Source organism: Streptomyces sp. NPDC001508 (assembly GCF_040298665.1).
Lineage (GTDB): Bacteria > Actinomycetota > Actinomycetes > Streptomycetales > Streptomycetaceae > Streptomyces.
The window spans coordinates 65,859-89,099 of record NZ_JBEPAP010000036.1 but is presented as its reverse complement, the minus strand read 5'-3'; the positions used below and the strand labels follow the sequence as shown (position 1 = coordinate 89,099).

Annotated in this window: 20 protein-coding genes and 1 pseudogene; 6 read left to right on the top strand and 15 right to left on the bottom strand. The window is 70.0% G+C overall.

Features of this window, described 5'->3' with window-relative positions:
* The 3 genes from ABT245_RS28100 to ABT245_RS28090 form a co-directional block, all read right to left on the bottom strand.
* The coding region (locus ABT245_RS28100) for a type I polyketide synthase (RefSeq protein ID WP_351738410.1) at positions 1-3,853 on the bottom strand (3,853 nt) is incomplete at its 3' end.
* 60 nt (positions 3,854-3,913) lie between these two features.
* Entirely contained in the window at positions 3,914-5,161 is a 1,248-nt protein-coding gene (locus ABT245_RS28095; RefSeq protein WP_351738407.1) for a cytochrome P450, read from the bottom strand.
* Positions 5,161-6,324, bottom strand: a complete 1,164-nt coding sequence (locus ABT245_RS28090; protein WP_351738404.1) for a pyridoxal phosphate-dependent aminotransferase — start codon at positions 6,322-6,324, stop codon at positions 5,161-5,163. The genes ABT245_RS28095 and ABT245_RS28090 overlap by 1 nt, the downstream gene beginning before the upstream one ends.
* Before the next feature lie 391 nt (positions 6,325-6,715).
* On the opposite strand from ABT245_RS28090, the gene ABT245_RS28085 reads away from it, so the two are divergent.
* Positions 6,716-7,822, top strand: coding sequence for a tetratricopeptide repeat protein (locus tag ABT245_RS28085; RefSeq protein WP_502982205.1), 1,107 nt, complete (start codon positions 6,716-6,718; stop codon positions 7,820-7,822).
* A 590-nt stretch (positions 7,823-8,412) separates the two neighbouring features.
* Positions 8,413-8,775, top strand: a complete 363-nt coding sequence (locus ABT245_RS28080; protein WP_351738398.1) for a DUF488 domain-containing protein — start codon at positions 8,413-8,415, stop codon at positions 8,773-8,775.
* A 190-nt stretch (positions 8,776-8,965) separates the two neighbouring features.
* Here the strand turns inward: ABT245_RS28080 and ABT245_RS28070 are convergent, their stop codons facing one another.
* Together ABT245_RS28070 and ABT245_RS28065 are read right to left on the bottom strand one after the other, a co-directional pair.
* Positions 8,966-10,135: an SGNH/GDSL hydrolase family protein gene (locus ABT245_RS28070; RefSeq protein ID WP_351738395.1), complete on the bottom strand. Its 1,170-nt coding sequence runs from the start codon at positions 10,133-10,135 to the stop codon at positions 8,966-8,968.
* 93 nt (positions 10,136-10,228) lie between these two features.
* The gene (locus ABT245_RS28065; protein ID WP_351738392.1) at positions 10,229-10,798 is read right to left on the bottom strand and encodes a TetR/AcrR family transcriptional regulator; all 570 of its coding nucleotides are present in this window, start codon (positions 10,796-10,798) and stop codon (positions 10,229-10,231) included.
* A gap of 76 nt (positions 10,799-10,874) precedes the next feature.
* Here ABT245_RS28065 and ABT245_RS28060 point away from each other — a divergent pair.
* Positions 10,875-11,048, top strand: a pseudogene (locus ABT245_RS28060) (FBP domain-containing protein); the annotation flags it as partial.
* Here the strand turns inward: ABT245_RS28060 and ABT245_RS28055 are convergent.
* Both ABT245_RS28055 and ABT245_RS28045 read right to left on the bottom strand, forming a co-directional pair.
* The gene (locus ABT245_RS28055) at positions 11,042-11,866 is read right to left on the bottom strand and encodes a TolB family protein (RefSeq protein WP_351738424.1); all 825 of its coding nucleotides are present in this window, start codon (positions 11,864-11,866) and stop codon (positions 11,042-11,044) included. The pseudogene ABT245_RS28060 and the gene ABT245_RS28055 sit on opposite strands and share 7 nt — an antisense overlap.
* 253 nt (positions 11,867-12,119) lie before the next feature.
* Positions 12,120-13,112, bottom strand: a complete 993-nt coding sequence (locus tag ABT245_RS28045; RefSeq protein WP_351738389.1) for a hypothetical protein — start codon at positions 13,110-13,112, stop codon at positions 12,120-12,122.
* A gap of 474 nt (positions 13,113-13,586) precedes the next feature.
* Between ABT245_RS28045 and ABT245_RS28040 the strand changes: the two genes are divergently transcribed.
* Complete coding sequence (locus tag ABT245_RS28040) at positions 13,587-13,925, top strand: type 2 periplasmic-binding domain-containing protein (protein WP_351738387.1); 339 nt, start codon at positions 13,587-13,589, stop codon at positions 13,923-13,925.
* Here ABT245_RS28040 and ABT245_RS28035 read toward each other — a convergent pair.
* The 3 genes from ABT245_RS28035 to ABT245_RS28025 all read right to left on the bottom strand — a co-directional run bounded on the left by ABT245_RS28035 (position 13,915) and on the right by ABT245_RS28025 (position 17,294).
* Positions 13,915-15,153 carry an RICIN domain-containing protein gene (locus ABT245_RS28035; RefSeq protein WP_351738385.1) on the bottom strand — a complete coding sequence of 413 codons (1,239 nt, stop codon included), beginning with the start codon at positions 15,151-15,153 and terminating at the stop codon, positions 13,915-13,917. The two genes, ABT245_RS28040 and ABT245_RS28035, sit on opposite strands and share 11 nt — an antisense overlap.
* Before the next feature lie 267 nt (positions 15,154-15,420).
* Positions 15,421-15,825 carry a GntR family transcriptional regulator gene (locus tag ABT245_RS28030; RefSeq protein ID WP_351738413.1) on the bottom strand — a complete coding sequence of 135 codons (405 nt, stop codon included), beginning with the start codon at positions 15,823-15,825 and terminating at the stop codon, positions 15,421-15,423.
* Positions 15,826-16,565: 740 nt separating this feature from the next.
* On the bottom strand, positions 16,566-17,294 hold the full coding sequence (locus ABT245_RS28025; protein ID WP_351738382.1) for a TetR/AcrR family transcriptional regulator: 729 nt from the start codon (positions 17,292-17,294) through the stop codon (positions 16,566-16,568).
* Positions 17,295-17,389: 95 nt separating this feature from the next.
* Here ABT245_RS28025 and ABT245_RS28020 point away from each other — a divergent pair, with 95 nt between their 5' ends.
* On the top strand, positions 17,390-18,322 hold the full coding sequence (locus ABT245_RS28020; RefSeq protein ID WP_351738380.1) for a zinc-binding dehydrogenase: 933 nt from the start codon (positions 17,390-17,392) through the stop codon (positions 18,320-18,322).
* A 32-nt stretch (positions 18,323-18,354) separates the two neighbouring features.
* Here the strand turns inward: ABT245_RS28020 and ABT245_RS28015 are convergent, their stop codons facing one another.
* From ABT245_RS28015 to ABT245_RS46200, 4 genes are all read right to left on the bottom strand, one after another.
* Positions 18,355-19,359, bottom strand: a complete 1,005-nt coding sequence (locus tag ABT245_RS28015) for a MerR family transcriptional regulator (RefSeq protein WP_351738377.1) — start codon at positions 19,357-19,359, stop codon at positions 18,355-18,357.
* Positions 19,346-20,035, bottom strand: a complete 690-nt coding sequence (locus ABT245_RS28010) for a HEAT repeat domain-containing protein (RefSeq protein ID WP_351738375.1) — start codon at positions 20,033-20,035, stop codon at positions 19,346-19,348. Before ABT245_RS28010 ends, ABT245_RS28015 begins: the two co-directional genes overlap by 14 nt.
* 125 nt (positions 20,036-20,160) lie before the next feature.
* Complete coding sequence (locus ABT245_RS46205) at positions 20,161-20,619, bottom strand: hypothetical protein (RefSeq protein ID WP_502982208.1); 459 nt, start codon at positions 20,617-20,619, stop codon at positions 20,161-20,163.
* On the bottom strand, positions 20,540-20,776 hold the full coding sequence (locus tag ABT245_RS46200) for a hypothetical protein (RefSeq protein WP_502982207.1): 237 nt from the start codon (positions 20,774-20,776) through the stop codon (positions 20,540-20,542). Before ABT245_RS46200 ends, ABT245_RS46205 begins: the two co-directional genes overlap by 80 nt.
* Positions 20,777-20,891: 115 nt before the next feature.
* On the opposite strand from ABT245_RS46200, the gene ABT245_RS46195 reads away from it, so the two are divergent.
* Complete coding sequence (locus ABT245_RS46195) at positions 20,892-21,251, top strand: hypothetical protein (RefSeq protein WP_502982204.1); 360 nt, start codon at positions 20,892-20,894, stop codon at positions 21,249-21,251.
* A 125-nt stretch (positions 21,252-21,376) separates the two neighbouring features.
* Here ABT245_RS46195 and ABT245_RS27995 read toward each other — a convergent pair whose 3' ends face one another.
* Complete coding sequence (locus ABT245_RS27995; protein WP_351738372.1) at positions 21,377-22,543, bottom strand: SGNH/GDSL hydrolase family protein; 1,167 nt, start codon at positions 22,541-22,543, stop codon at positions 21,377-21,379.
* Between the last annotated feature and the right edge of the window lie 698 nt (positions 22,544-23,241).

Below are 23,241 nucleotides of genomic sequence, written 5' to 3'. Positions count from 1 at the left end.
GCGCCTCGATCGGATCCCCCAACCGCGTCCCCGTCCCATGCGCCTCCACCACATCCACCTCACCCGCCGACAACCCCGCCACCCCCAACGCACGATGGATCACCCGCTCCTGCGACGGACCGTTCGGCGCCGTCAGCCCATTGCTCGCACCGTCCTGATTCACCGCCGAACCCCGCACCACCGCCCACACCTCATGCCCACGACCCCGCGCAACCGACAACCGCTCCAACACCAGCACACCCACACCCTCCGCCCACGCCGTCCCGTCCGCGGACTCCGCGAACGCCCTGCACCGCCCGTCCACCGACAACGCCCGCTGACGGCCGAATTCCACGAACATGCCCGGTCCTGCCATGACCGTGACACCGCCGGCGAACGCGATGTCGCACTCCCCCGCGCGCAGCGCCTGCGCCGCGAGGTGCACCGCCACCAACGACGAGGAACACGCCGTGTCCACCGTCACCGAGGGACCCTCAAGACCGAACGTGTACGACACCCGCCCCGAGACCACACTCGGAGCGGTACCGGTCAGCAGATGGCCTCCGGCCACCTGGTCCGCCTCGTGCAGGCGCTGTCCGTAGTCCTGGGCCGTCGCCCCGATGAAAACGCCCGCGTTCTGCCCCCGCAGGCCGGCCGGGTCGATTCCCGAGCGCTCAAGCGCTTCCCACGCGGTCTCGAGAACGACCCGCTGCTGCGGGTCCATGGCCAGGGCCTCTCGCGGGCTGATCCCGAAGAACTCGGCATCGAACCGGTCCGCGTCGTGCAGGAAACCGCCCACCCGGGCGTAGGCCGGCCTGTCCGCTGCGTGGTCCGCACCGCCCGGGGGGTCAAGGCGCCACCCGCGGTTCTCCGGGAACGGCGATATGGCGTCCCTTCCGTCGGCCACCAGGTCCCACAGGTCCTCCGGCGAGCCCACACCACCGGGGAAGCGGCATGCCATGGAGACGATCACGATCGGGTCGTCGTCGGGGGCCTGCGGTGCCGCCTCGCTCTGCTCCGCGTCGGATACGGAGACCGTGGCGGAGGCCGGACCGGCGGCGTCGGCCGCGAGCAGGACGGCCAGGCGATCGGCCAGCCGGTGCGGCGAGGGGTAGTCGTAGGGGAGGCTCGCCGGGAGGCTCATGCCCGTGGCCGTGTGCAGGCGATCGCAGAGTTCCACGGTGGTCACGGAGTCGAACCCGAGGTCCTTGAAGGGCAGCGTGGCATCGAGGACGCCGTCCGACGAGTGGCCGAGGACCACGGCCGCCTCGCGGAGGACGAGGTCCAGCAGCCCGGCCGGCTCCGGAACCGGTTCCGCGGCCTCCGCCGCCGCCCGCGCCGTCTCCTGTTCGGCGAGGTGCGGCGGCGGTGTGGGCTGTTGCGCCGCTGCCGGCTCGCGCGTCGGGACACCGTCTCCCACCCAGTGGCGGCTGCGCTGGAACGCGTAGGTGGGCAGGTCGATCAGCGGGGCATCGGGAGAGAACACCGGGCGCCAGTCGACCGCGGCGCCGCTCGTGTGCAGTTCGGCCAGCGACCTGAGGAAGCTCTCCGGCCCGTCGTCGTCGCCGCACGGCGGTGCCACCACCACCGCGTCCGAGCCCGGCGACTCCGCCAGGGTCTGCCGGATGGCCGCGGTCAGCCGGGGGCACAGGCCGATCTCGACGAAGGCATCGTGATCGGCGAGCGCTCGCACGGCCGGGGCGAGGGCCACGGGCTCGCCCGGGTCGCGGTACCAGTACTCGGCGCCCAGGTCGGCGGGGTCGACCGGCCGGCCCGTCGCAGTGGAGTGGAAGGGGACAGCGGCGGGCCGGGCAGCGATCGGAGCCGGCTCGGCAAGCAACTCCGGGCGCGCGGCCCCGCTGCGCAGGGCGACGATTCGAGCGGCGTCTTCCAGGGACAGGGCACCGCACACATGGGCCGCGGCCGGTTCGCCCTGCGCATGCCCGACGACGGCCGACGGTTCGACGCCGAAGGACCGCCAGACTTCGGCGAGGGCGACCATGACGGTGAAATGGGCGGGCTGCGCCACGCCGTCCCGGTCCGGCGGTGGTGCCCCGCCGGCGCCGCGCAGCACATCCTCCAAAGACCAGTCGGTATACGGGGCGAAGGCCTCGGAGCATGCCTTGACCTTGGCCCGGAACACGTCGGAGGCGTCGAGCAGCCCGGCCGCCCCGGCAAGCAGCTCCGTCGCCTGGTCCGGGAACACGAAGACGACGCGGTCACGGGGCCGGGCCGTGCCGACCCGCGCCCGCGCGTCCGGGGTGGCACCGATCCCGCGCAGCCCTTCGCTGAGATCGGCCAGACCGCTGCCCAGAAGAACGGACCGGTAGCGGAAGGCGGTGCGGGACACGGCCAGGGAACGCCCGATGTCCCGCACGGTGCACGGCGCACCGTCCGTTCCGGCGGCCTGCCGCTCTTCCCACGGCAGCTCCGTGAGGTGTCGCAGCAGCCTGTCCGCCTGGGCGTGCAGGGCTGCGGGGGTGTGGCCGGAGACGGGCCACGGCACCAGTCGGCTGCGGAAGGCGGGCCGCGCGGCCTGGGCGCCGCGCGGGCGCTGCCGCGTGGGCGGCGGACCGGCGACGATCATGTGGCAGTTGGTGCCGCCGACGCTGAACGACGACACGCCGGCCAGCCGGGCGCCGTCCGCGGCGGGCCAGGCCGCCGGCCGGTCCTGTACCCGCAGGTTCAGTTCCGCGAACGGGATCAGCGGGTTCGGCACGGAGTAGTTCAGACTCTGCGGAAGCCGGCCGTGGGTGAGGGCCAGGACCACTTTGAGCAGTCCGGTGATGCCGGCGGCCGCCCCGAGGTGCCCCACGTTCGTCTTCGCGGAGCCGACCAGGAGCGGGCGGTCCGCGGGCCGGTCCGTGCCGTACACCGCACCCAGGGCGGCGGCCTCGATCGGGTCCCCGACGGCGGTGCCCGTGCCGTGCAGCTCGACGTACTGCACGTCGTGGGGGGCCGTGCCCGCCCGGTGGTGGGCGAGCCGGAGCACATCGCGCTGGGCCTGCTCGTGCGGCACGGTCAGTCCCGGCCCGCCGCCGTCGTTGTTGACCGCGCTGCCCATGAGCACGGCGTGAACGCGGTCACCGTCGGCCAACGCCTTCGACAGGCTCTTCAGCACCACCACGGCGCCGCCCTCGCCCCGTACGTATCCGTTGGCGCGGGCATCGAAGGTGAAGCAGCGTCCGTCGGGTGACAGTCCGCCGAACCTCTCGGTGACGGCGGCGTTCTCGGGGGCGAGATGGAGTTCGACGCCGCCGGCGAGCGCGATGTCGGCCTCTCCGGTGCGCAGGGTCTGACAGGCCATGTGGACGGCCACGAGCGAGGAAGCCTGGCCGGCGTCGACGGTGAGGCTCGGACCTCGCAGGCCCAGCACATACGACAGGCGCTGGGCGATCAGGCTCCGCGACAGGCCGGTGAACGAGTGGTGGGTGGCCGCCGAGACGGGGCCGGAGTGGTGGACGAGGTCGGCGTAGTCCCCTGTCATCGATCCGACGAACACGGCGACGTCGGCACCGCGCAGGGACGCCGGCACGATCCCGGCCCGTTCCAGCGCCTCCCAGCCGAGCTCCAGCATCAGCCGCTGCTGAGGGTCCGTCGTGGCGGCCTCACGCGGGGAGATGCCGAAGAACTCCGCATCGAAGCGGTCGACCCCGGTGAGGAAGCCGCCCCGAGCCGCGGCACCGAGCGGCCCGCCCGCCGTCGGCGCGGCAAGGCGCTCGGCCGGGGCGTCGGTGATGGCGTCGTCGCCGTTCGCGAGCAACGCCCAGTAGGCTTCCGGGTCCTCGGAGCCCGGAAGGCGGCAGGACAGACCGACAACGGCCACCGGTTCGCCGCCGGGAACTGCTCGGCTTGCGGATGTCTCCACGGACATGCGGTACCTCACTCGCGGTTCAGGGTTGTCGTATGGGCACGGGCAGCCGGCGCGGGACGGCTACCACTCGACCAGCAGCCGTGCCAGGCCGCGGGTGACCAGACCGTCCTTCCAGACCACTGCGTCGCGTCCGGTGGCCAGGCGCAGAGCGGGGAAGCGGCCGAGGAGTCGTTCGAGGACGATCTGCACCTGGAGTCTGGCGAGGGACGCGCCGAGGCATCGGTGAACGCCGTGGCCGAAGGTCAGGTGGACGGCATCGCGGCCCTCGGCCGACAGGGCTTCGGGCTCTGCGTACACCGTTTCATCACGGTTGCCGTGCAGCAGCGAGACCATGACGCCCTCTCCGGGCTGCACGGTGATGTCGCCGAGCGGAACCGGCTCCACCGCCACGCGGGGAAAGCTCAGCGGTGTCGCCGGGTTCAGCCGCAGCGTCTCCTCGATGGCCGAGGCGAGGGCCTGCGGGTTGCGCCGCACATCGGCGAGCGTGCCGGGGGCCGAGAGCAGCGAGTGAACCGTGAGACCGATCTGGCCGACCGTGGTCTCGTAACCGGCCATCAGCAGTGTGAGCCCCAGCGTGAGCAGTTCGCCCATCGTCAGGACGCCCCGGTCGTGGGCCTCGATCAGCGTGGTCATCAGGTCGTCCTGCGGCTGCTGCCGCTTGCGTCCGATCAACTCCTCCATGTAGTCCACCAGTTCGAGCCGGCGGCGGGACTTCTCGCCGGGAGTGCTCGCGGAGATGTCGAAGAGGACCTCGACCCAATTCCGGAACCGGCCGGCGTCCTTCGGGGGGACGCCCAGCAGCGAGCACAGCACGGCGAGCGGCAACGGGGCGGCAAGCTGCTCGATCAGGTCGGCCCCCGGCCCGGCTGCTGCCAGCGCGTCGAGGTACTGATCGGCCAGCCGTCCCACGTCCGGGGCCATCGCGGACACGCGGCGCGTGGTGAAGGCGCCGGCCACGACGCGGCGGAGCCTGGTGTGTTCCGCACCGTCCATGCTCATCATGGAGTCGGGGACGGGCTGTGCGTCGTTGAGCTTCGGCGCGTGCGCCGTGGCGGCGTGGGCCCGGCTGAACCTCTCGTCGGAGAGCACGCCGCGGCCCAGCGGGTAGGAGCGAACGAGCCACATGGTGTCGCCGGTCGGTGTCACCACGGGCGCGACGTCCTGTGTGCCGTGTGCCATGAAGGCAGGGAGGGGGCCGAGCTGCGACTGCCGGTCCCGGCGGTCCGGGCGGTCCGGGCGGTCCAGGCGGTCCAGGCGGTCCGGGCGGTCCGGGCGGTCCGGGGCACCCTCCGCGGTCTCTGCGGGCATCACACGTCCCCCATCCGACGCTGGGCCTCGCGCAGCGTCTCGATCTTCCGGTTGAACGCGATGCGGACGTACTGCGCGCCCTGCCCGGGGTCGGAGAAGAACGGGCTCCCGGGGACGATGAGGACACCGGCACGGTCCAGCAGGTCGCGGACGAACGCCCCGCAGTCCTGGCGTCCTCCGGTCAGGCGGCTGATGTCCGCGAACAAGAAACAGCCGCCTTCGACGGGTGAGAACTCCATGCCCACGGCGCCGAAGATCTCCTGCGCCGCGTCGCGCCGACGGTTCATCTCGCGTGTCACCACGGCCAGTCCCGGGGTGAGGGCCGCCCGCCCGGCGGCCACCTGGAGCGGGGTCGCGGTGCCGTTGGTCGTCAGCTCGTGCACGCGCCGAAGCACGGCCGTGCGTTCTCGGTCCGCCCGCAGGAATCCCAGACGCCATCCGCTGACGGCGTGGCTCTTGGACAGCGAGCCGACGACGACGGCGCGTTCGGCGAGTCCGGGGACCTCCGCGACCGAGACATGGCGTCGCCCGTCGAAGGTGAAGTCGCGGTAGACCTCGTCGCAGATGACGCTGACGTCCCAGCGTTCGCACAGGCCGGCGATCTCTTCCAGCTCCGTGCGGCTCAGCACCCGCCCGGTGGGGTTGCCAGGGGTGTTCAGAACGATGGCACGGGTGCGCTCGTTGAACGCCGCCGCCAGGTCCTCCGGCTGGAACCGCCAGTTCGGGGCGTGCAGGGGCACGAACCGTGGCCTGGCACCCGCCAGATTGACCCCCGCGGTGATCTGCTCGTAGCCGGGTGACAGCAGAACGACCTCGTCACCGGGATCCACCGTGGCGAGCAGTGCGACGTGCAGCGCTTCGGTGGCACCCGTGGTGACGGTGATCTCGGTCGCGGGATCCGCGCCGTCACCGAGCATGTCGGCGATGCGCTCTCTCAACAGGGCTATACCCGCGGGGTGTTCGTACTGGTTGTGGCCCGCGAGCATGGCTTGGTGGGCTTCCGCGATCATGCCCGCGGAGGTCTCCGGGTAGCCGGGGGTGCCTACCGCGAGGTCGACAGCGCCGCCGGCCCGGGCCATGACCAGCAGTTCGGTCAGGCTGTTGCCCGTCAGGGCCGAGGCCCGTGCCGACACGGCGGGAGAGTGTGTCGGGTGCATCGTCATGGCGCGATCCTCCGCAGGCTGAATGGTGCGACGCGATGGGGCAGTCCGTTCACGAGAGCGCGACCAGGGCCCGGCGGGCGGGCTGTCCCTGGCCCCAACCGGGGTCACCCCGCGTCGCGGCGCCCCGGCGTCTTCCGCACGTCGGCGCCGGCCGCAGCAGGATCACCAGCGAACCCCTGGCCATGGGTCCTCCGAACATGTGTCAGGGCAGGTGGGATTGCAGATCGCGCGTGTCAGGCTTCGTAGGCTCGCTGCCTGTGGGCGGGGCAGCGCCATTGAGCAAATCACCTCACGGAGGCACTGAGCATGCCTCTGGAGCGGGAACTTTCAGGCACAGTGGGCACTCTTGCGCGCTTGTGAATCCAAGGGGAAAGATCCACCCGGCGCTCTTGTGCGTCTACTCAACGCCGACCGGTTCAGGTCCCTTCGCATTGCGCAGAGTTCACCGGTGCGGTATCTGGTCGACATGGCTCATACAGACACCGCCCCGTTACGGCGTGCCTTCCTTACGAGGTCTGTCTCCACCTTGACCACGGTCGTCCTTCACGACTGGTCGCTCCCGCGCACCGGTCCGCCCGCCCGAGGGCGGCGTGCGACGGCTGCCGATGTGGAGGTCCTTCAGCAGATGGTGCACCTTGTCGCCGATCGAGCGGAGCATCGCGGCGGTGCGCACGGCCGATCGGCCCTGGCCGCCTGTCTCGCAGCGGACATGAGACGCGTCCTGGCCTCCAGTGCCAGCACACCGGTGCGCCGCGACCTGCTGGCCGCCTGCGCCGAACTGACCCATCTGCTGGCCCAGATGACCGACGACGCGGGCCATCCCGGTCTGGCCCAGCGCTACTTCCACACCGCACTCGGACTGGCCGGGAAGGCGGGCCATCGCACCCTGTACGCGATCACCCTGCGCGCCATGAGCACACAGGCCCTGCGGAGGCACCACCACGCATACGCGGCGGAACTCGCCGAGGGCGCGGTGCGCACCGCGGGCACGAACGCGGGCCATGCCGTCATGGCGTTCCTGCTCAGCCAGCGTGCGGTGACCCGCTCGCACCGGGGCGACCAGCGTCTTGCCCTCAAGGATCTGACCGACGCCGAGACCCGCCACGGGCAGGCCACGAGTCCGTCCGGACCCTTCACCGGCTACCCCCGGGCAGGTCTCGACTACCAGCGAGCCCAGGCGCTACTGCACCTCGGACGGCACGCCGACGCCGTCGTAGCCCTCCAGGACTGTCTTCGGCACCGGCCGCCGGCACACCGCAGAAGCCACGCCCTGACCCAGGCGCGCCTGGCGGAAATGCTCCTGGCGAGCGGCCATGTGGAACAGGCATGTGTGCACTGGAACCTCTTCCTCGACCACTATCCACACATCAGGTCACATCACATGGACCAGGCCTTCGCCGGACTGCGGAGCGCTCTTCGCCCACACAAGCGGCAGCGTCGGGTCGCCGGTCTGTGGGAACGGGCGGCAGAACTGCCTGGTCCGCACGCCGCCGCCTGACCACGGGAGCCGCCCAGTCATCGAGATCAAACAGCCGGCCGAGGGCGCCGTCCTGGCGAAGGAGGAGGTGAGTCGCGGGCGACCGGGTCGGCGCTCCGGGCAACCATCTGGTTCTCCTCACCGTCGCGGGCGGTGCCCGGATGGCCCCCTGCGTCGTCGCCACCCACTCCTGTGGCGCCCAGCGGTCGAAGCGGCGGCGGAACACGTCCTCCGCGGTCGTCCTGACATCGACCACGCCCGACGTGCCGCAACGGCCCTTCGTAGCAAGCGTGTTGAGGTCATGCCATGCTGTCGACGGGCCTCCGCCCGGGCGTCAGGGTCTTCCCGGGCCGATCCCTGACCGTCCCCGGCCTCGGAGCACGACGGGTGTGAGGGCGCAGGTGAAACACGGTGCGCGGTGCGCAGCGCACCGGCACGGTGACCCGTACCGGCCGGGCGTCGGCGGCGTCGTTGGGCCGCGGCCGTGTGTGTCCGGCGTGCCGAAGCCGGGCAGCGGCCCGCGGTCCGCTCCCGCGGCCGACGTGGCGGTCACCGTTAAACTGGACCTGTCGAACGGATACGTCGTGCGGCCCGATGGGGAGGGCTTTGTCATGACCGAACAGATCACCTATCGGCGAGTCTATGAAGAGACCTCGCCCAAGGACGGCAAGCGTGTGCTGGTCGACCGGGTCTGGCCGCGGGGCATGCGCAAGGAGGAAGCGCATCTGGACGAGTGGCTGCGTGACATCGCCCCGTCCAGCGAACTACGCAAGTGGTACGGCCACGAACCCAGCCGCTTCACCGAGTTCCGCCGCCGCTACCTGGCAGAACTACGCGATGCCGGACACCGTGAGGCAGCCGGGCATCTGCGGGACCTGGCGGCCCACGACAAGCTCATGCTGCTGACCGCCACCAAGGACGTGGAGCACAGCCAGGCCGCCGTCCTGGCCGAGTGGCTGGCCAAGAAGCGCTGACAAACACACGGGGACGGCTGTCGCGGGCCGGACGTTCATGGACGTCGGCGATGTCGGCGCGGTCAGGCTTGCACGGGGGGCCGGACGACGATCTCGCTGATGTCGATACCGACGGGCTGCTCGATGGCGTAACCGATCGCGGATGCGGCGGCGGAGGGCGAAGGGCCGCCCCGATCCCGCTCAGCAGGGTTCAGTCGGCGAAGGGGCCGCCGGGGACGAACGCGTACCGTGCGAAGTTCTCGGCGATGCGGAGGTGTCCCTCGGGGCCGGGGTGGACGCCGTCGGGCAGCGGGTACGCGGCATACTCCCGCTCGCCGTACAGGTCACGGCCGTCGAGGTAGTGCAGGTTCGGGTCGTCGGCCGCCCGCTGTCCGACGAGGTGGGCGAGTTCGTCGCGGATGACGTTGAGCGTCAGGCGCCCCATGGCGCGTTCGGCCAGATCACCCGTCGCCCTGAACCGCGGCCCGCCCCCGTCGAAGTCGGGCATGAGGGGGCCGGGGGTGTCCTCCTGGACCGGGCACAGGATGGCGGACACGACCAGTACGGGTGTGGCCGGATGACCCTCGCGGAGGGTGTCGAGGAAGCCGTGGACCGCGGGGGTGAAGGCGCGCAGACGCATCAAGTCGGCGTTGACGATGTTGATGCCGATCTTGACGCTGATCATGTCCGCGGGGGTGTCCCGCATGGCACGGGCGGTGAACGGGTCGAGCAGCGCGCTGCCGCTGAACCCCAGGTTGACCAGTTCCACACCGCCCTGGGCTGCTGCCAGGGCCGGCCAAGTGGCGGTCGGGTGGGCGGCGTTCGAGCCGTGACTGATGGAACTGCCGTGGTGCAGCCACACCTTGCGGCCGCGGTCCTGCGCCGGCTCTACAGGGGTATCGGTGCGCAGGGCGATCAGCTCGGTGCTCTCTGTGTGCGGGAGCCAGATCTCGACATCCTTGTCACACGCCGGCAGCCCGGTGAACCGGGCGGTGCCGGAAGGGCCCTCGGACAGTTCGAAGGACTGGGTGACCATGTCGGTGATCGTGCGCACATTGCCGCCGGCCACCGTGGCCTGGGCGGTGAGACGGCCGTCGACCAGCAGGTCGTACACGCCGTCCGCGGGGGCCGGGAAACCCCGGTACACCCGCTTGGTGGGCAGTGTGTCCAGTTCGATGACGGTGGCCCGGGTACGGAAGACCAACCGCACGCCGGACGGCTGGGCCTCGGCCACGGCCAGTTGGCTGTCCGGGATCTGCCGGCGGGCACGGGCCGGGAGCCGATGCGGCAGCAGACCGTGCGCGGTCGCTTCCACGTCGAGGTGCCCGCGCAGCAGGTCCGCGGTGACAGGGGTGGTGATCGTGTCGTGCTCGGTGCTCATCGCCTCAGCCTGTTGATCAGTTTTCCGTGTGTTCAGGTGTGCCGGCGCGTGGCACGGCGTACCGGCTCCGGCGCGGTGCAGGGGGCCTGCCGGTCAGGGTGTGCTGCGGTTGCGCAGCAGAGCGTCGAGGGAATCCACGATCCACACCCAGGATTCCCGCGCGTCGGGGGCGCTGTGCTCGAAGCCTCCGGCCAGCTCAAGGCTGACGTAGCCGTGGAAGACGCTGCCCAGCATCCGGACCGCGTGCGTCTGGTCCGGCTCCGTCAGGTCGTAGCCGCGCAGGATCGCCCGCGTCATCTGCGCGTGCCGCACCCCGGCGCTGGCGGCCGCCGTCTCGGGATCGAGCCGGAGGCGGGCGGCGGCGTAGCGGCCGGGGTGCTCCCGGGCGTAGTCGCGGTAGGCGTCCGCGAAAGCGGCCAGGGCGTCCCGGCCGGCCCGCCCGGCCAGGGCATCGGCGACCCGGTCGGCGAGTTCCGCCAAGGCGAACAGGGCGATCCGGGTCTTGAGTTCCTGGGAGTTCTTCAGGTGCGAGTACAGACTCGCGACCTTGACGTCGAACCGCCGGGCGAGCGCCGAGACGGTCACCTGGTCAAAACCGACCTCGTCGGCCAGTTCCGCGCCCGCCAGGGTCAAACGCTCCGGGGTCAGCCCCACTCTCACCATAACCTTCCTCCCGTCCAGCTGGGCCCATTGTGCATTTGCCTAATACTTTTAGGCAAACTGCGGGCAGGGCAGGGCTGGGCAGCAGGGCAGCTCCGTAGGCACCTGTCTGTGCAGCGACCTCGCCTGCCCGCTCCAGGTACGAGGCAAGAAGGCGTCGGCGCGTGAAGCAACCGGCCCCGAACCGCCGATCACGGCTACCGGCGAGCCGACACGGGAGCGACCGTGCCGAGGCAGCCGCGGCGATCAGTAGAAGTGGGGGACGAAGATGTCCGACCTGCCGTTGGTGTCGCCGGGCACGATGTCGTCGGCCGTGGACTGGAAGACCACGTCGCGCCCGCCGACGCTGACCGCGTCGGTCCCGGCCGAGGCGGGCTGGTTCGAGACGATCTCCTCGGTGCCCGTCCCCAGGTCGAGCAGTGTGAGCGACGGTCCGTTCGTGTCGTGCGGGGCGTACAGCAGATAGCGGCCGGTGGGATCAATGGCCACACCCCGCGCGTTCGGCACAGGTCGGGCGGTGCCCGAGCCCACGTCGTGGACGTAGGTGTCGGTGCCCGAGAGGTAGACGACCTTGCTGCCGTCCTCGCTGAGCTGGACGAGTGTCGCCCCCTCGGACGGGCCCTCAAGCGGGTCGGAGGTGATGCCGCTGGTCCGGTCCCACACGAAGACGTCCTCCGCCCTGCCGTCCTGGTAGGCGACATAGCGGCCGTCACCGCTGATGGACGGCCTGGAGGAGTGGGTGTGGTCGAGGGCGGCGACGGTCTCGTCGGTGCCGGTGTCCCGGTTCTGAACCTCGATGCGCTGGCCGAACGACGGTTGCCTCGGAGAGAGGACGACATGGGCGACGTAGCCGCCGTCCGCGCTCAGCGACGGCTGATTGCAGCTGTAGGCCGAGCAGTTGAGGGAAGCCGTCGCTCCCGTGCTCACCTGATACTGGCGAATCCGTACGTCGTTCATCCACTGCACCGGATAGGCGACGTATGCCCCGTCACCGCTGATCACCGGGGGCTGGAGCGGGCGCAGTTGCCCCATCCCCTTGGTCTGCCTCGTCCGCTGGTCGCGGACGTACACCCTGTCGCCTCCCGTCGTGCCGTCGGGTACGTCATGACCGTGGCGAACGGCATCGCCGTCCAAGCCGCCGGCGGCGCTACGCGGGACGACTTGCAGCAGGTGGCCGACATGGCCCTGCGGAGCTGGCCGCCTTCCTGACGGCCCGGCCCTGCCGACCGCGGACACCTACCCGCGATGCCCGGACAGTCCAGTAAACGACGCCAAGCACAGGTGCTTCTGGTGAATGGGCTCCTGAACAGCCAGCTTCACAGGTTCACGGGTGACGGCCCACCCGCTCGGCTGGCTGCTCGGCGCTGTCGGGCACGCTTTCCGGTCCACGGGCGGCGCGGGCCAGCGCCCGTAGGATGCCCGCGCCCGTCAGCACGGCCGTGGCGTGCAGCGCCACGGCGACCGCGACGTTCTCCGGGTAGCTGACGTCGCTCGGGTGCGCCAGCGCCACGTACACCGTGGCCGGCAGCCTCCAGCCGCTCCACGCGAACATCGAGCCCGATCCCAGCCACGCCAGTGCCAGCAGGAACGGATACGGCAGCCGGGTCGGCCGGCGCCGGACGAGAGCCGGTACGGCGGCGGACGCGGCGAGAGCCCAGCACGCGCTGACCCCGGCCAACACATGCCAGCCGGCCGGCCGCTCGTCGCGGTGCGCGATGCCCAGGGAGCCACCGACCGCCCAGTAGAGCCAGGCCAGGCCGGTCACGGCGCCGGTCACGGCGGGCCACAGCGATCCTGCGGAAGTGCGGGTGCCGGGTCGCTCCGGTCGGCGCAGCGCGTGGGGCCAGCGCCGCCACAGATAGGCGGGAAGCGCGATGGCCAGCGCGATCCCGGTGCCCACGAAGCTGCACTGGAGCAACACCGCTTCCCAGCCCGGCATCGCCGCGTCACCCGCCGAGTTGTCTGAGCCTTCCGAACCTCCTGTCCCGGAGTTCACCAGCGCGCTGACGGCCACGAACGGCAGGATCGACACCAGGAATCCCGACCCGACCCAGGCCACGAATCCCACCAGCCGACCGGGGATCCGCATCCCCCACGGCCGTACGAGCGCCAGCCCCAGCGTGATCCCGGCCGCGGCCATACCGATCGTGACGGTGTTGAGCACCAGCCACCCGCCCAGGCTGAACCCCCGCCCGACCGGTAGCAGCCCCAGCAACGAACCGACCACCCATGACACCTTGATCACCAGATACGGCACGAGGGCCGCCGCAGCCCCGTACGCCGCCGTACGCCCGATCCGGTCCCCGCGCTCCACCATGTCTCCCTCCGCTGGGGATCCCCATGGTCCGGCGCCCTCACATCCCGCCGCATCAGCCCCCAGGGGCACCCCGCTCCCCCGCTGGTCTGACTCGTCCCTCCGCCCTGCGGACCACACTCACCCAACCCGACGATGCCGACGGAGGCGGGAACAGAGCCGTGGCGGTCGAGCAAGCAGTGCACGACCAACGCGAAACGGACGACCGAGCCCCCGCCCCCGCACCGGGCCGACCCAACGACCGCCCGCTCCCCCGGGACCCGGCACACCACCCGCCCCGGCGCACCGCCCGACTTGGCGCACCGCCCGACTTGGCGCACCGCCCGACTTGGCGCACCACCGGATCGTGGGAGCCCTCTACGACGAGCCCCGGGTGTTGCTCGTGCCTACGTTCCATCGCCTCGCCGGCAAGGAGTCGGTCACCCCGGACGACTTCACCGACGAGCCCCTGGTGGCCTGTGCCGGCATGGCCGCGCTGTGGACCGGTTTCTGGCGGCTCGATCGCCGTCCGGACGGCAGCCCGGCCCCGCTCGTCCCCTGCTCGTCGACACCTTCGAGTACAAACCCGAAGTCGCCGCCGACGGGCGGGCCGTCGCCCTCGTACCGGCCGACGAGCGGCGCTGCACGCTCCGCGACGACCTCGCCACCATCCCCGTCGAGGGAGTCGAACCCTGCCAGGTGGTGGTCGCCACCCGCGCCGCGGACACCAACCCGCTCGTCGCCCGATTCCGTGCGTCCGCGCAGAGCTTCCTCACCCCGCGACACCTGATGCGGGGGCCCGGTGCCGGGGCCTGTTCGCGGTGGTCTACCGGGTGAGGGTCCAGTGCTGCGCGCTGGTCGGTGTGTCGACGCACCTCACCACCTGGAGCCTGGCGTTCTCCCCGGCGGCGGCGCCGCCCCGCACGCCCAGGCACAGGTTGCTCGCGAGGTTGCGGATCCAGTAGGTGCCGTCCGACTGCGGGTCCAGCCACCAGAGTTGGTTGTCCGCGGTCGTCGCGTCGCAGTAGTACTCGGAGACCGCCGTGCCGTGGTCGACGGTGCCGTAGTAGGGCACGTCCAGGCACAGCCCGTCCTTGCGGTTGGCGGCGACGAACAGGCTCGCCCCCCGCGGCCCACCGTCCTTGTCGGCGACCCGCAGATCCCAGAGCATGTTGTCCGTGGGGGCCATGTGCCCGCAGCTGTGCTGGTTCACCGGGCCGGCGACCGAGCCGTGCCCCTGGCCGGGGAGATCGGCGCACATGTCGGTACTGGCGTTCTTCAGGGGCACGTTCGTGGCCGCGGAGGCGGCGTTGGCCCGTTCACGGGCGCTGGGCTTGGCGGCTTTCCTCACCGTCGGGCCGGCCGTCTTCTTGGGGGCGGACGGCGACACCGCCCGCGCAGGCGGCGCGGCGGCCACGCTCGCAGACGCGGACGCGGACGCGGACACGGACACGGACTTCGACGGAGACGGGGACGCACTCGGCGACGCGGAGGGCGACGGTGACTCGACCGTGTAGTCGGGGGCCGGTTTGTCGTCGGACAGACCGGCGTCGAGCGTCGTACCGCCGACGGGCGCCGTGTTGACGGTGCGGTTCTCGTCGTCGTCGCTCAGGCCGAGCACCAGGAACGGTACGGAGATCAGCACCGCCCCCGCGATGGCGGCCGCGGCCAGCATGGGGCCGCGCGGCCGTCCCGGCGATGCCCCCGCCGCGTCCGGATCGTCCGGGCCGTCGTCGCCCCCGGCGAAGAGCACACCGGCCGACGCCTCGGGCTCCGGCCCGTCGGACGCCGCCGCCTGCCGCTGTTCCCGCTCCGGCTGGTGTCCTTGCGCGGCGGATGCCGGTTCCGCGGTGGCGGACGCGGAGCGCCGCCCGAAGAGCCGCCTGGGGGCGGGCGCGGGGGACGCCGGTATCGGTATCGGGGCGGCCGGGTCAGGAGCGGGCTCGGGGGTACGCGGGCCGAGGTCCGCGCCGGGGTCCTCGCCCGGCGGGGGCACGGGAACCGCACGGCGAACGGCGACGGAGGGCGTCGTTCCGTTGACCGGGGGTTCGTGCTGACGGGGCATGGACACTGCTCCTTGTCGATGGGTGGGGGGTTGCGATGCGGGGCGGGGGTGGCGTGTGGGGCAGGCATGCGGCTCTTCCCGACCCCAGCGGTCGCATCCCGCCCCTTCGGCTCACAGGGCGTCAGCTTTCCCAACCAACTCTGGACCAGGCTTGGTTGAATCCAAACATCGCCACGGTGAACGTCGTCCGGCGTCGACGGCTTCCCGGCTCCCCCCAGCGCATCGTCGGCGGCACGGCATGACATCCGTCCCCCTGCCGGCCGGAGGTCACCCCCGCAGGTGTTCCAGCAGGTTCCTTTCGGCGTGCCTGAGGTGTCCCAGGCCCACTTCGCCGGCTCCGGCGACATCGCCGTCGCGGATGGCCGTGATGATCTTCTGGTGCTCTTCGGCGATCTCCGCGGGGGCGAGAAGGTTGGCGTTCTGCACTTGGGCGAGGCAGAGCCGTATCTCATTGATGATCACGCTGTGTGCACGGGAGAGCCGGTCGCTCTCCAAGCTGTCGATGAGCGCACGGTGGAAGGCGACATCCGCCTGGACGAGACCCGCCACGTCCGAGCCGGTCGAGCAGGTGCGGAACGCCTCATGGGCGGTCAGGGCCTGCGGGGTCAACAGGCCTCTGGCGGCCAGCAGTTCGCAGGCCCACACTTCGATCACACCGCGGGCGAAGTACAGGTCCCGTACCCGTGTCTCGTCCAGCGTCGGGACGCGGGCGCTGCGGTGCGCGGTGCGTTCCAGCAGGCCCTCGCCGACCAGCCGTGGCTTCCCGCCCCGCCGCCGGCTCCGGACCTGTCTGCGTGACGGCTTCTGCCACCGCAGTGCACCCGGCGGACGGCGGCCCGGCAGCCGTCCGCCGGGTCCGCCTCATCCAGGAAGAGCACGAGCCCGTGCAGGTGTGCACGGCCGAACGCCAGAGCGTTTCGTCACAGGGGTGCATCGGAACGCTCAGTGCGGTGAGCGCGTGGGTAACGGCCGCAGTCGGTTCCCGCACCGCACGCCGGATGTGGAGGAGACCGTGCTCCCGCGGACTACCAGCGAATACTCTCTGCCGTGCGGCAGGCCGCTGGACCGGTCATGGCCCGGCAGGTGGGCGAGACACTGGGAGTCGACGTCACCGTGAGCGCCAGGTCGGAACCGCTGAGGGGCAGGCTTGTCAGACTTGTTGATCGCGGCCGGCTGCGGAAACTGCCCGACGGCCGCTTCACCACGCGCCTGTGACCGGGGACGCCCTCGTCCGGAGTCGTGCGTCTGTCGATGTCCTCGGCAAGTGCTCAGCCGGGTACAGACGAACGTACAAAGGCCGTGTCAGATGACTGCTGGCCTCCGTGCAGCAGTCACGTTGCGGCCCCAGGCTGCTGGATCGAGCTGAACGGGTCCCTCACAGGTGCTGGCCGGGCGGTCTGGGCTGTCGCCGGTCAGCTGTCGGTTTTGCGCGGAGCGGGGGCCAGCGTGAGGCTGCCGGGGAGCGCGGCGACAGCCTTGCGGAAGCGGGTGGCGAGTACCTGCTTGGCCGGTGTCCGGGCCGCGGCCGGTTCGTAGACGTCTGCCTGGGCCGCCCAGCCGGTGAGGGCATAGCGGAATGCGGCGACGAGCATGTCTGCCACCAGCCGGGGGCGGGGATCGTGGCGGCTCTTCAGGTCGAATCTACTGTGCAGGACCTCCAGCGCCGCGTGGGTGGTGCGTTCGCAGAAGTGCAGGCCATGTGCGTTCATCGACGGGGTCTGCGCGGCCAGTCGGAGGCTGAGCAGCGTCCGGTGTGCCCATGCGTCGTCCGCCACGCGTTCCAGAGCGGCGAGAAGGGCCTCCTTCGCCGGGTCCAGCAGGGGACGGCCGTCGGGCCTGCTGGTCTGCAGTTCCTCCAAGAATGCGGTCCAGAGGTCCTGGAGTGGGGCCATCGCGACATCTTCCTTGCTGGTGAAGTATCGGAAGAAGGTGCGTTTGGACACCTCGACCTCGTCACAGAGCTCATCCAGGGTCACCCCGCCGAAACCGCGCTGGGTGAACAGCTCCAGTGCGGTGTCGATCAGCGCCTGACGAGTGCGGCGCTTCTTGCGTTCCCGCAGCGGAGGGCCGGCGGGCGCCCGTGCGGGGACCCCGTTTCGGCTAGGAGGGGTGGCAGGCGAGATGTGAGGGCCGGCGGTCACGGGTCGAGTGTAACGCGGAAGGGCAAACGCTACTTGCACGCACATGCCACTGAGTGGCATAACTGCTTGAGTCACTCTTGGAAAGGCCGAACCACATGCGTGCTCTGCTCGTCGACCACTGCGCTCCCTCTGGTCTCTGCCTCGGCGAGACCGCCGATCCCGAACCGGCCCCCAACCAGGCCCTGATCCGGGTAGCCGCCACCTCGCTGAACTTTGGAGAGGTCAGCCACGCCGTATCCCAGGCGCCGGACAACGCCGTCTTGGGCTGGGATGCCGCCGGCGTGGTCGAACGCGCGGCCACCGACGGTTCCGGGCCGGCAGCCGGAACGCCAGTGCTCACCCTGGGCGAGAGCGGCGGCTGGGCCGAATTCAGGGCGGTGGACACCGGCATGCTCGGCATCGCGCCCGTCGGCACCGACCTCGGGGCGCTCAGCACCCTGCCGGTTGCGGGAACCAGCGCCCTGCGAGCGTTGCGACGGATCGGCTCCCTGTCCGGCAAGCGCGTTCTCATCACCGGCTCCACCGGCGGCGTCGGACGCTACGCGGTTCAGCTCGCACATCTCGGCGACGCACACGTGATCGCCTCCACAGGCGAACCCGACGCACACGGCAACGACTTGCGCGCACTGGGCGCCGACGAGGTAATCCCAGGACCGGAACACACCGGCGCCCTCGTGGATGCCGTCGTGGACTGCGTCGGGGGCCCTCAACTGGTGCAGGCGTTCGAGAAGCTGGCACCGCACGGCACCCTGATAGCCGTCGGCGATGTCACACTGCAGCCCGTGCACTTCCCGCCCGGCGCGTTCCTGGGCAACGACGGACGCCACGGCCGTTCCATCACCACCTTCCACCTCCAGGACGGCCCCCTTCCCGGCCCGGACCTGACCTGGCTCGCCGACCGCATCGCCGCATCAGACCTGACCCCGCAGATCTCCTGGCGCGGCGACTGGAACCAGGCCGATGAAGCTATAGCCGCCCTGATGGCTCGTCGTCTCCACGGCAAGGCCGTCCTCGACATCACGCCATAGACGACGTTCCCGAAAGTTGCGGGGCGGATTCGTCACCGTGCGTCGCGCAGCTGAAGAAGGTAGGCGGCGGTCAGCGCAACAGCACGGTCCTCGTCGTGCGACAGCTCCGTGAGGGCGCGTGACGCCGTCGTCCCCGGAATGCCCGCCAGCGCTTGGGTCAGCCGTCCGCGTGCGGGCGCTTCGGCAGTGCGGTGGGCGAGGCGGTCGACGAGGCTGGTCGCGATCTGATCGGCCGTCGCGGTGTCGCTCGCCAGCGCGCTCAGGGCGTCGGCCGCATCGGTGTCGTTCCTTCCCACCACGATCATGTCGATGAGCGTCGGAACCGCTTCGGCCACTCCACGTGTCCCGAGCGCCAGAGCCGCATACCCGCGTACCCCGGCGTCGGGGTCCGTGAGAGCGTCCCGCAGGTACGCGGTCGCCGCCCCACCGGGCATCACGGCGAGTGACTCAACGGCACGTTTGCGCACCGCGGCCACCGGTGAGCCGAGGCCCTTGGCCAGCAGTGCCGGGCCGTCGCCGCCCGATTGCGCCAGCGCCCATCGCAGGGCGCCGGCGACGTTCGGCTCCGTCTCCCTCAGTGCCGCCTCGACCAGGGCCTCCACCGGCACCGGAACCCCGCCGACCGAGGAGAGGGCCGCGCGCTGGCGGGCGTTGGCGCTCTGCGACCCCAGCGCCTGGAGGAGCGAAACTACTTGGAGTGCGTCCTCCCAGTCGGCGGGGTCCGCGGTGTCGATCCGGCGCAACCGCGTGAGCAGTTCGGTCTCGGCCGCGATGCGGTCGCTGGTCTGTCGGATGAGGTCGCCGACGAGCGCCGCGGGTGTGAAACCGGGATCGTCGAGCGCGCGCCCGATCTCACGCAGCGACAGACCCAGTGACCGCAGGCTCTCGATGTGGAAGATCCGCCGGATGTCCTTCGCGGAGTACTCCCGATAACCGGAGCCCGTACGCCCCGAGGGCCGCACGAGGCCGAGCGATTCGTAATGCCGGAGCATGCGGGCACTGACCCCGGACCGTCTCGACACCTCACCGATCAGCACGGTTCTCATCGTCCGTCTTGGGGGCTCCGGTGAGGGCAACGACGCGCTTGGCCTCCTCGATGGCCGACTCGAATCCGGCGTCCGGGTCGCGCAGCAGCCGTTGTGTGGCGAGCGCGTGCGCACGCACGCGCGGGTCGGAGGCCGTCGTCGCGGCGCGCAGTGCCGGCACCATCACTTCGCCCAGCGTGACCAGCGCCTGGCTGAGACTCAGTTGGGTGTTCTGTTCACCGCGCCCGAGCTGCGTTGCCAGCACCGTGGCCAAGGCGGACTCCTCGCCTTCCGGTACGAGCACGACCGCGGCCCGCCAGGCGCTCCTCGCCACCTCGTCGTCGGCGTCGGACAACAGGGCCCGTGTGATCGCCGGCCACGCCTGCCGGTCCCCGATCTTGGACAGGGTGTGCAGCGCCTGGCTGCGTGCCTGCGCATGCTCCGAGCGGACTTCACCAAGCAGTTCGGGGAGCGTCAGGGACACCGGGTGGCGGACGAGCGCCCAGGTCAGCATGTCGCGGACGAAGAACTCAGGCTCGATCGCGCATCGCTCGATGAGCTTGCCGACGAAGCGCGGGTCAGGCGCCGTACCGACCGCCAGAGCAGCCCGCAGTCGCACAGACGAACGGCTGTCCTCAAGCCCCTGGAGCGCTCGTGCCGCATCGGTGTCCTGTCTCGTCGTGGTCATCGGGACCACCTCCTCGGGAAGCAGTGAAGACCTTGTCACCGTGTCAGGGTCAAACGGAGTCGGCTGCCCGGTCACGAGGTGCGGGGCGTGATGGTCGGACGCGGAGCCGGTGGCATGGCCGGGGCTCATGCAATGCCGTGCCAGGTGTCGGCGCCGAAGGTGCCTTTGATGTCAGAGGCGATGGTCGTGGGGTCCACCGTGGCTCTCAGGGCGTAGACGGTGGTCTTGCGTGCGGTGCGAACACTGAGGTGTACGGGGCTGTCGCCCGGGTGGGCCGCGAGGATGCGCTTGAGTTCGCCGACGGTCTGTTCGGTGATGCGGTGCGAGGGGAGTGCGAGTCGCACAGGCGGCTTGCCACCGATGTCGGCGGAGGAGATGGGCGCACCGACGGAACTCTCTGACCAGGGACGATGCACCCTTGCGCGGAGATCGTCTCCCACGCTGCCGGAGATCTTTTCCCGCCGGACGAGGCGCCCCTCGCTCGCGACCTGGTCAGAGCGTCCGTCAACTCGTCCCCGTACGACGAGTGTTTCGTCGGTGCCCCAGATGTCGAGGACGGAGAGTTCGCGGCCGAAGATGTTCACCGTCCCGGTCTTCGATCCTGCCCTTGACGGCGATGACGTTGTCTTCGGCCAGTGCGTGTTGCACGAGCCGGTACACGGCGGGGAAGAAGAGGACTTCGATACCGGCGTCGCGGTCCGCGAGGTTCACGATGGCCCAGTGATTGCCCTGCTTGGTCATCTTGAGCTGGATGCCGGTGATCAGTCCGGAGAGCTGTACGCACGGCCATGTACTCGGCCGGGTAGTTGGCCTTGAGGTAGGCGGTCCAGTAGGAGAAGAGGCCGTAGCCGGCGGTGTGGGACTTGTTGCCCGCGTAACCGGAGAAGGGGAGCATGACGTCCCACAGGGCCTTGATTGGGTCGTCGGCACCGCCCGCGGGGTGGAAGGCCTCACCCGCGGCACCGGCGTACACGCCGCGGCGGTGATCCTGTCCAAGACGAAGCTCACCGACCGTATCCCGCTGCCCTGTCGGCCACGACCTGCGGCGCATTCCCCTGCACGACCCGACTCCGGTCTACCCCCACTCGCTGATCTGGCGCGCCGACAACCCCCACCCCGCCCTGGCAGCCCTGCGCGATCACCTCACTTCCGCCTATCCCGGCCGCCCCGACAACGGCGTCTGGACGCCGAGATGGGCCCAGCCCGTCCAGACTGAACACGCATGACCGATCTGGCGACCTTCGGTCTCCAGGAGGGCGGATGACTCCGGTTCCGGCGCGGGCCGTCGAGGACGGCGTTCATCAAAGGCCGTGCCGTTGCGCCTCGGCGTGGTCGACCTGCTCAATGCCGCGCAGTCAAGTAATTCTGAATTGATGTCGCCAGACGAACGGAAATCTTTTCATGAGCGGCGATGGTCGGATGCGTACCGTCAGTCGTCTCTGTCGCACTATCGATCCAGCCATACGCGTTGATGTATACCACCTTCGCGTCTCCAGTGGCATTCCTCGCGCTCACCGTTTCAGATATCTCATTTCTATGAGCACCATTGAACGGCGACATTGCGAAAATCACCGCGCCGGGATAGTACATTCTCGCATTTTCAAGGAACGTCATATATGCGGGCTTGAAATTCGGCGCCCTTGTCCCGGTCGAAGGATCATTCGTACCAAGATTTATCACGAGATAGTCGGGTACATATGTCGAGGTATCCCATTCCGGCACGTTTGATTCACCCGGGACATATTCCGACAGCTTGGAGTAACGGCTCACCATTCCCGTCCCGTCCGGCGCGCCGGATCCCGGTGCCACCGCTATCCCGCCAAATGCAACGGTATTATGAGAAAAGCCCAGCAGTTCAGGCGTTTTAAAGCTGAATGAACTCCCCAGCGAATTGGTCAGCCCCGGCCCGATGTACCCCACCGAAATAGAATCCCCGACAAACTCCATGATCGGCTTTTTGATGCACGGTTTTATGCTTGCGCCGTGGTCGATCTCAAAATACATCAGCTTTGGGAAGGACTGCTGATACTCCGAATAGATCTTCACCGAATGCACCCCCTTCTTAAGGCCCGATGCAATCGTCAACGTACCGCTCGCGTTGATGTTTCGCTGAAATGCCCCTCCATCTACGCTGTAAAGAAGCCTGCAAGTGCCTTCGAGCGTCACAGAAAGAGATGTTCCAGTGAAGCCAAATTCAAGACCGCTTTCATAGTAACCGTAAACATATCCGTTCGCTTGCTCCTGCCAGCGGCCCCGATACCGGATATTTTTGTCAGTCGGCGGAACCAGACCCTTGGCGTACGACACAGAACCATCTGCGTGATACGTGGGCTGGAAGTCAGGCATTACCGCCGGAAGGCTGCCGCCACCGGGGCGCCCCGCTGCGACCGCGAGGTTGGACGCACCCAGAACAATCCCGGCCGCCGCGATTGGCGTTGCCTTGAGGAGCGCCCTCCGGCCGATCCCACCGGCACCTCTGCCCTCGAACTCAGAATTCCGTTCAGACATACCGCGGTCCCCTTTGATGCGTTGTGCGCCTACGCGTGTCCGACGCGCCGTTTCAACGTATTTCGACCCAGGGGAACGGTAGCGACCGGCATCCCGGCAGTCCTTGGACCACGTTGCTCAAACACTGGACAATATTTCCTGGCTTCACCCCACTCACAGGCCTGAGGAAAAACGACGCCGCCGACAATGGCGTCCCGCCGGGTGGTGCAGCCGATCACGTCGCCGGAATCCGCAGGCCGGTGGCGGTGGCTCCGCCCCACCGGGCGCTCGATCCGCCTCAGCACGGTGCCTGGTGGACCACGACGGCGGCCCGGGTCCGGCCTGGGCGACGAGGTGTACGGCTCGAAGGCCGTGCGCCGTGGGCTGCGGCACCGCCGGATCCTGCCGGTGATCTTCCGTAAAGGCGCCCCGGACATCAAGGGCTTGGCCAAGCTCCGCCGCGTCGTCGGGCAGACACTTCGCCCTGCTCCACCGGTTCAAGTGCGCCGGGAGCGACGCCTCGGACTCCACGATGCCCGAGCCCGTGGACCGCCGACGCCGTTGTGCTGGTGACGCATCTGGCGCGTGCCACCCAGCGCCGCGGCATCTTCCCCGAGACATCTCCGTATCCGTTTATGTCGCGATTCTGGACCGAGCCGCGCCGGCCGGTATGGAGCAGGCGGCATTGCCTCGGCCCGCACGCCCGTACAATTTGGTGT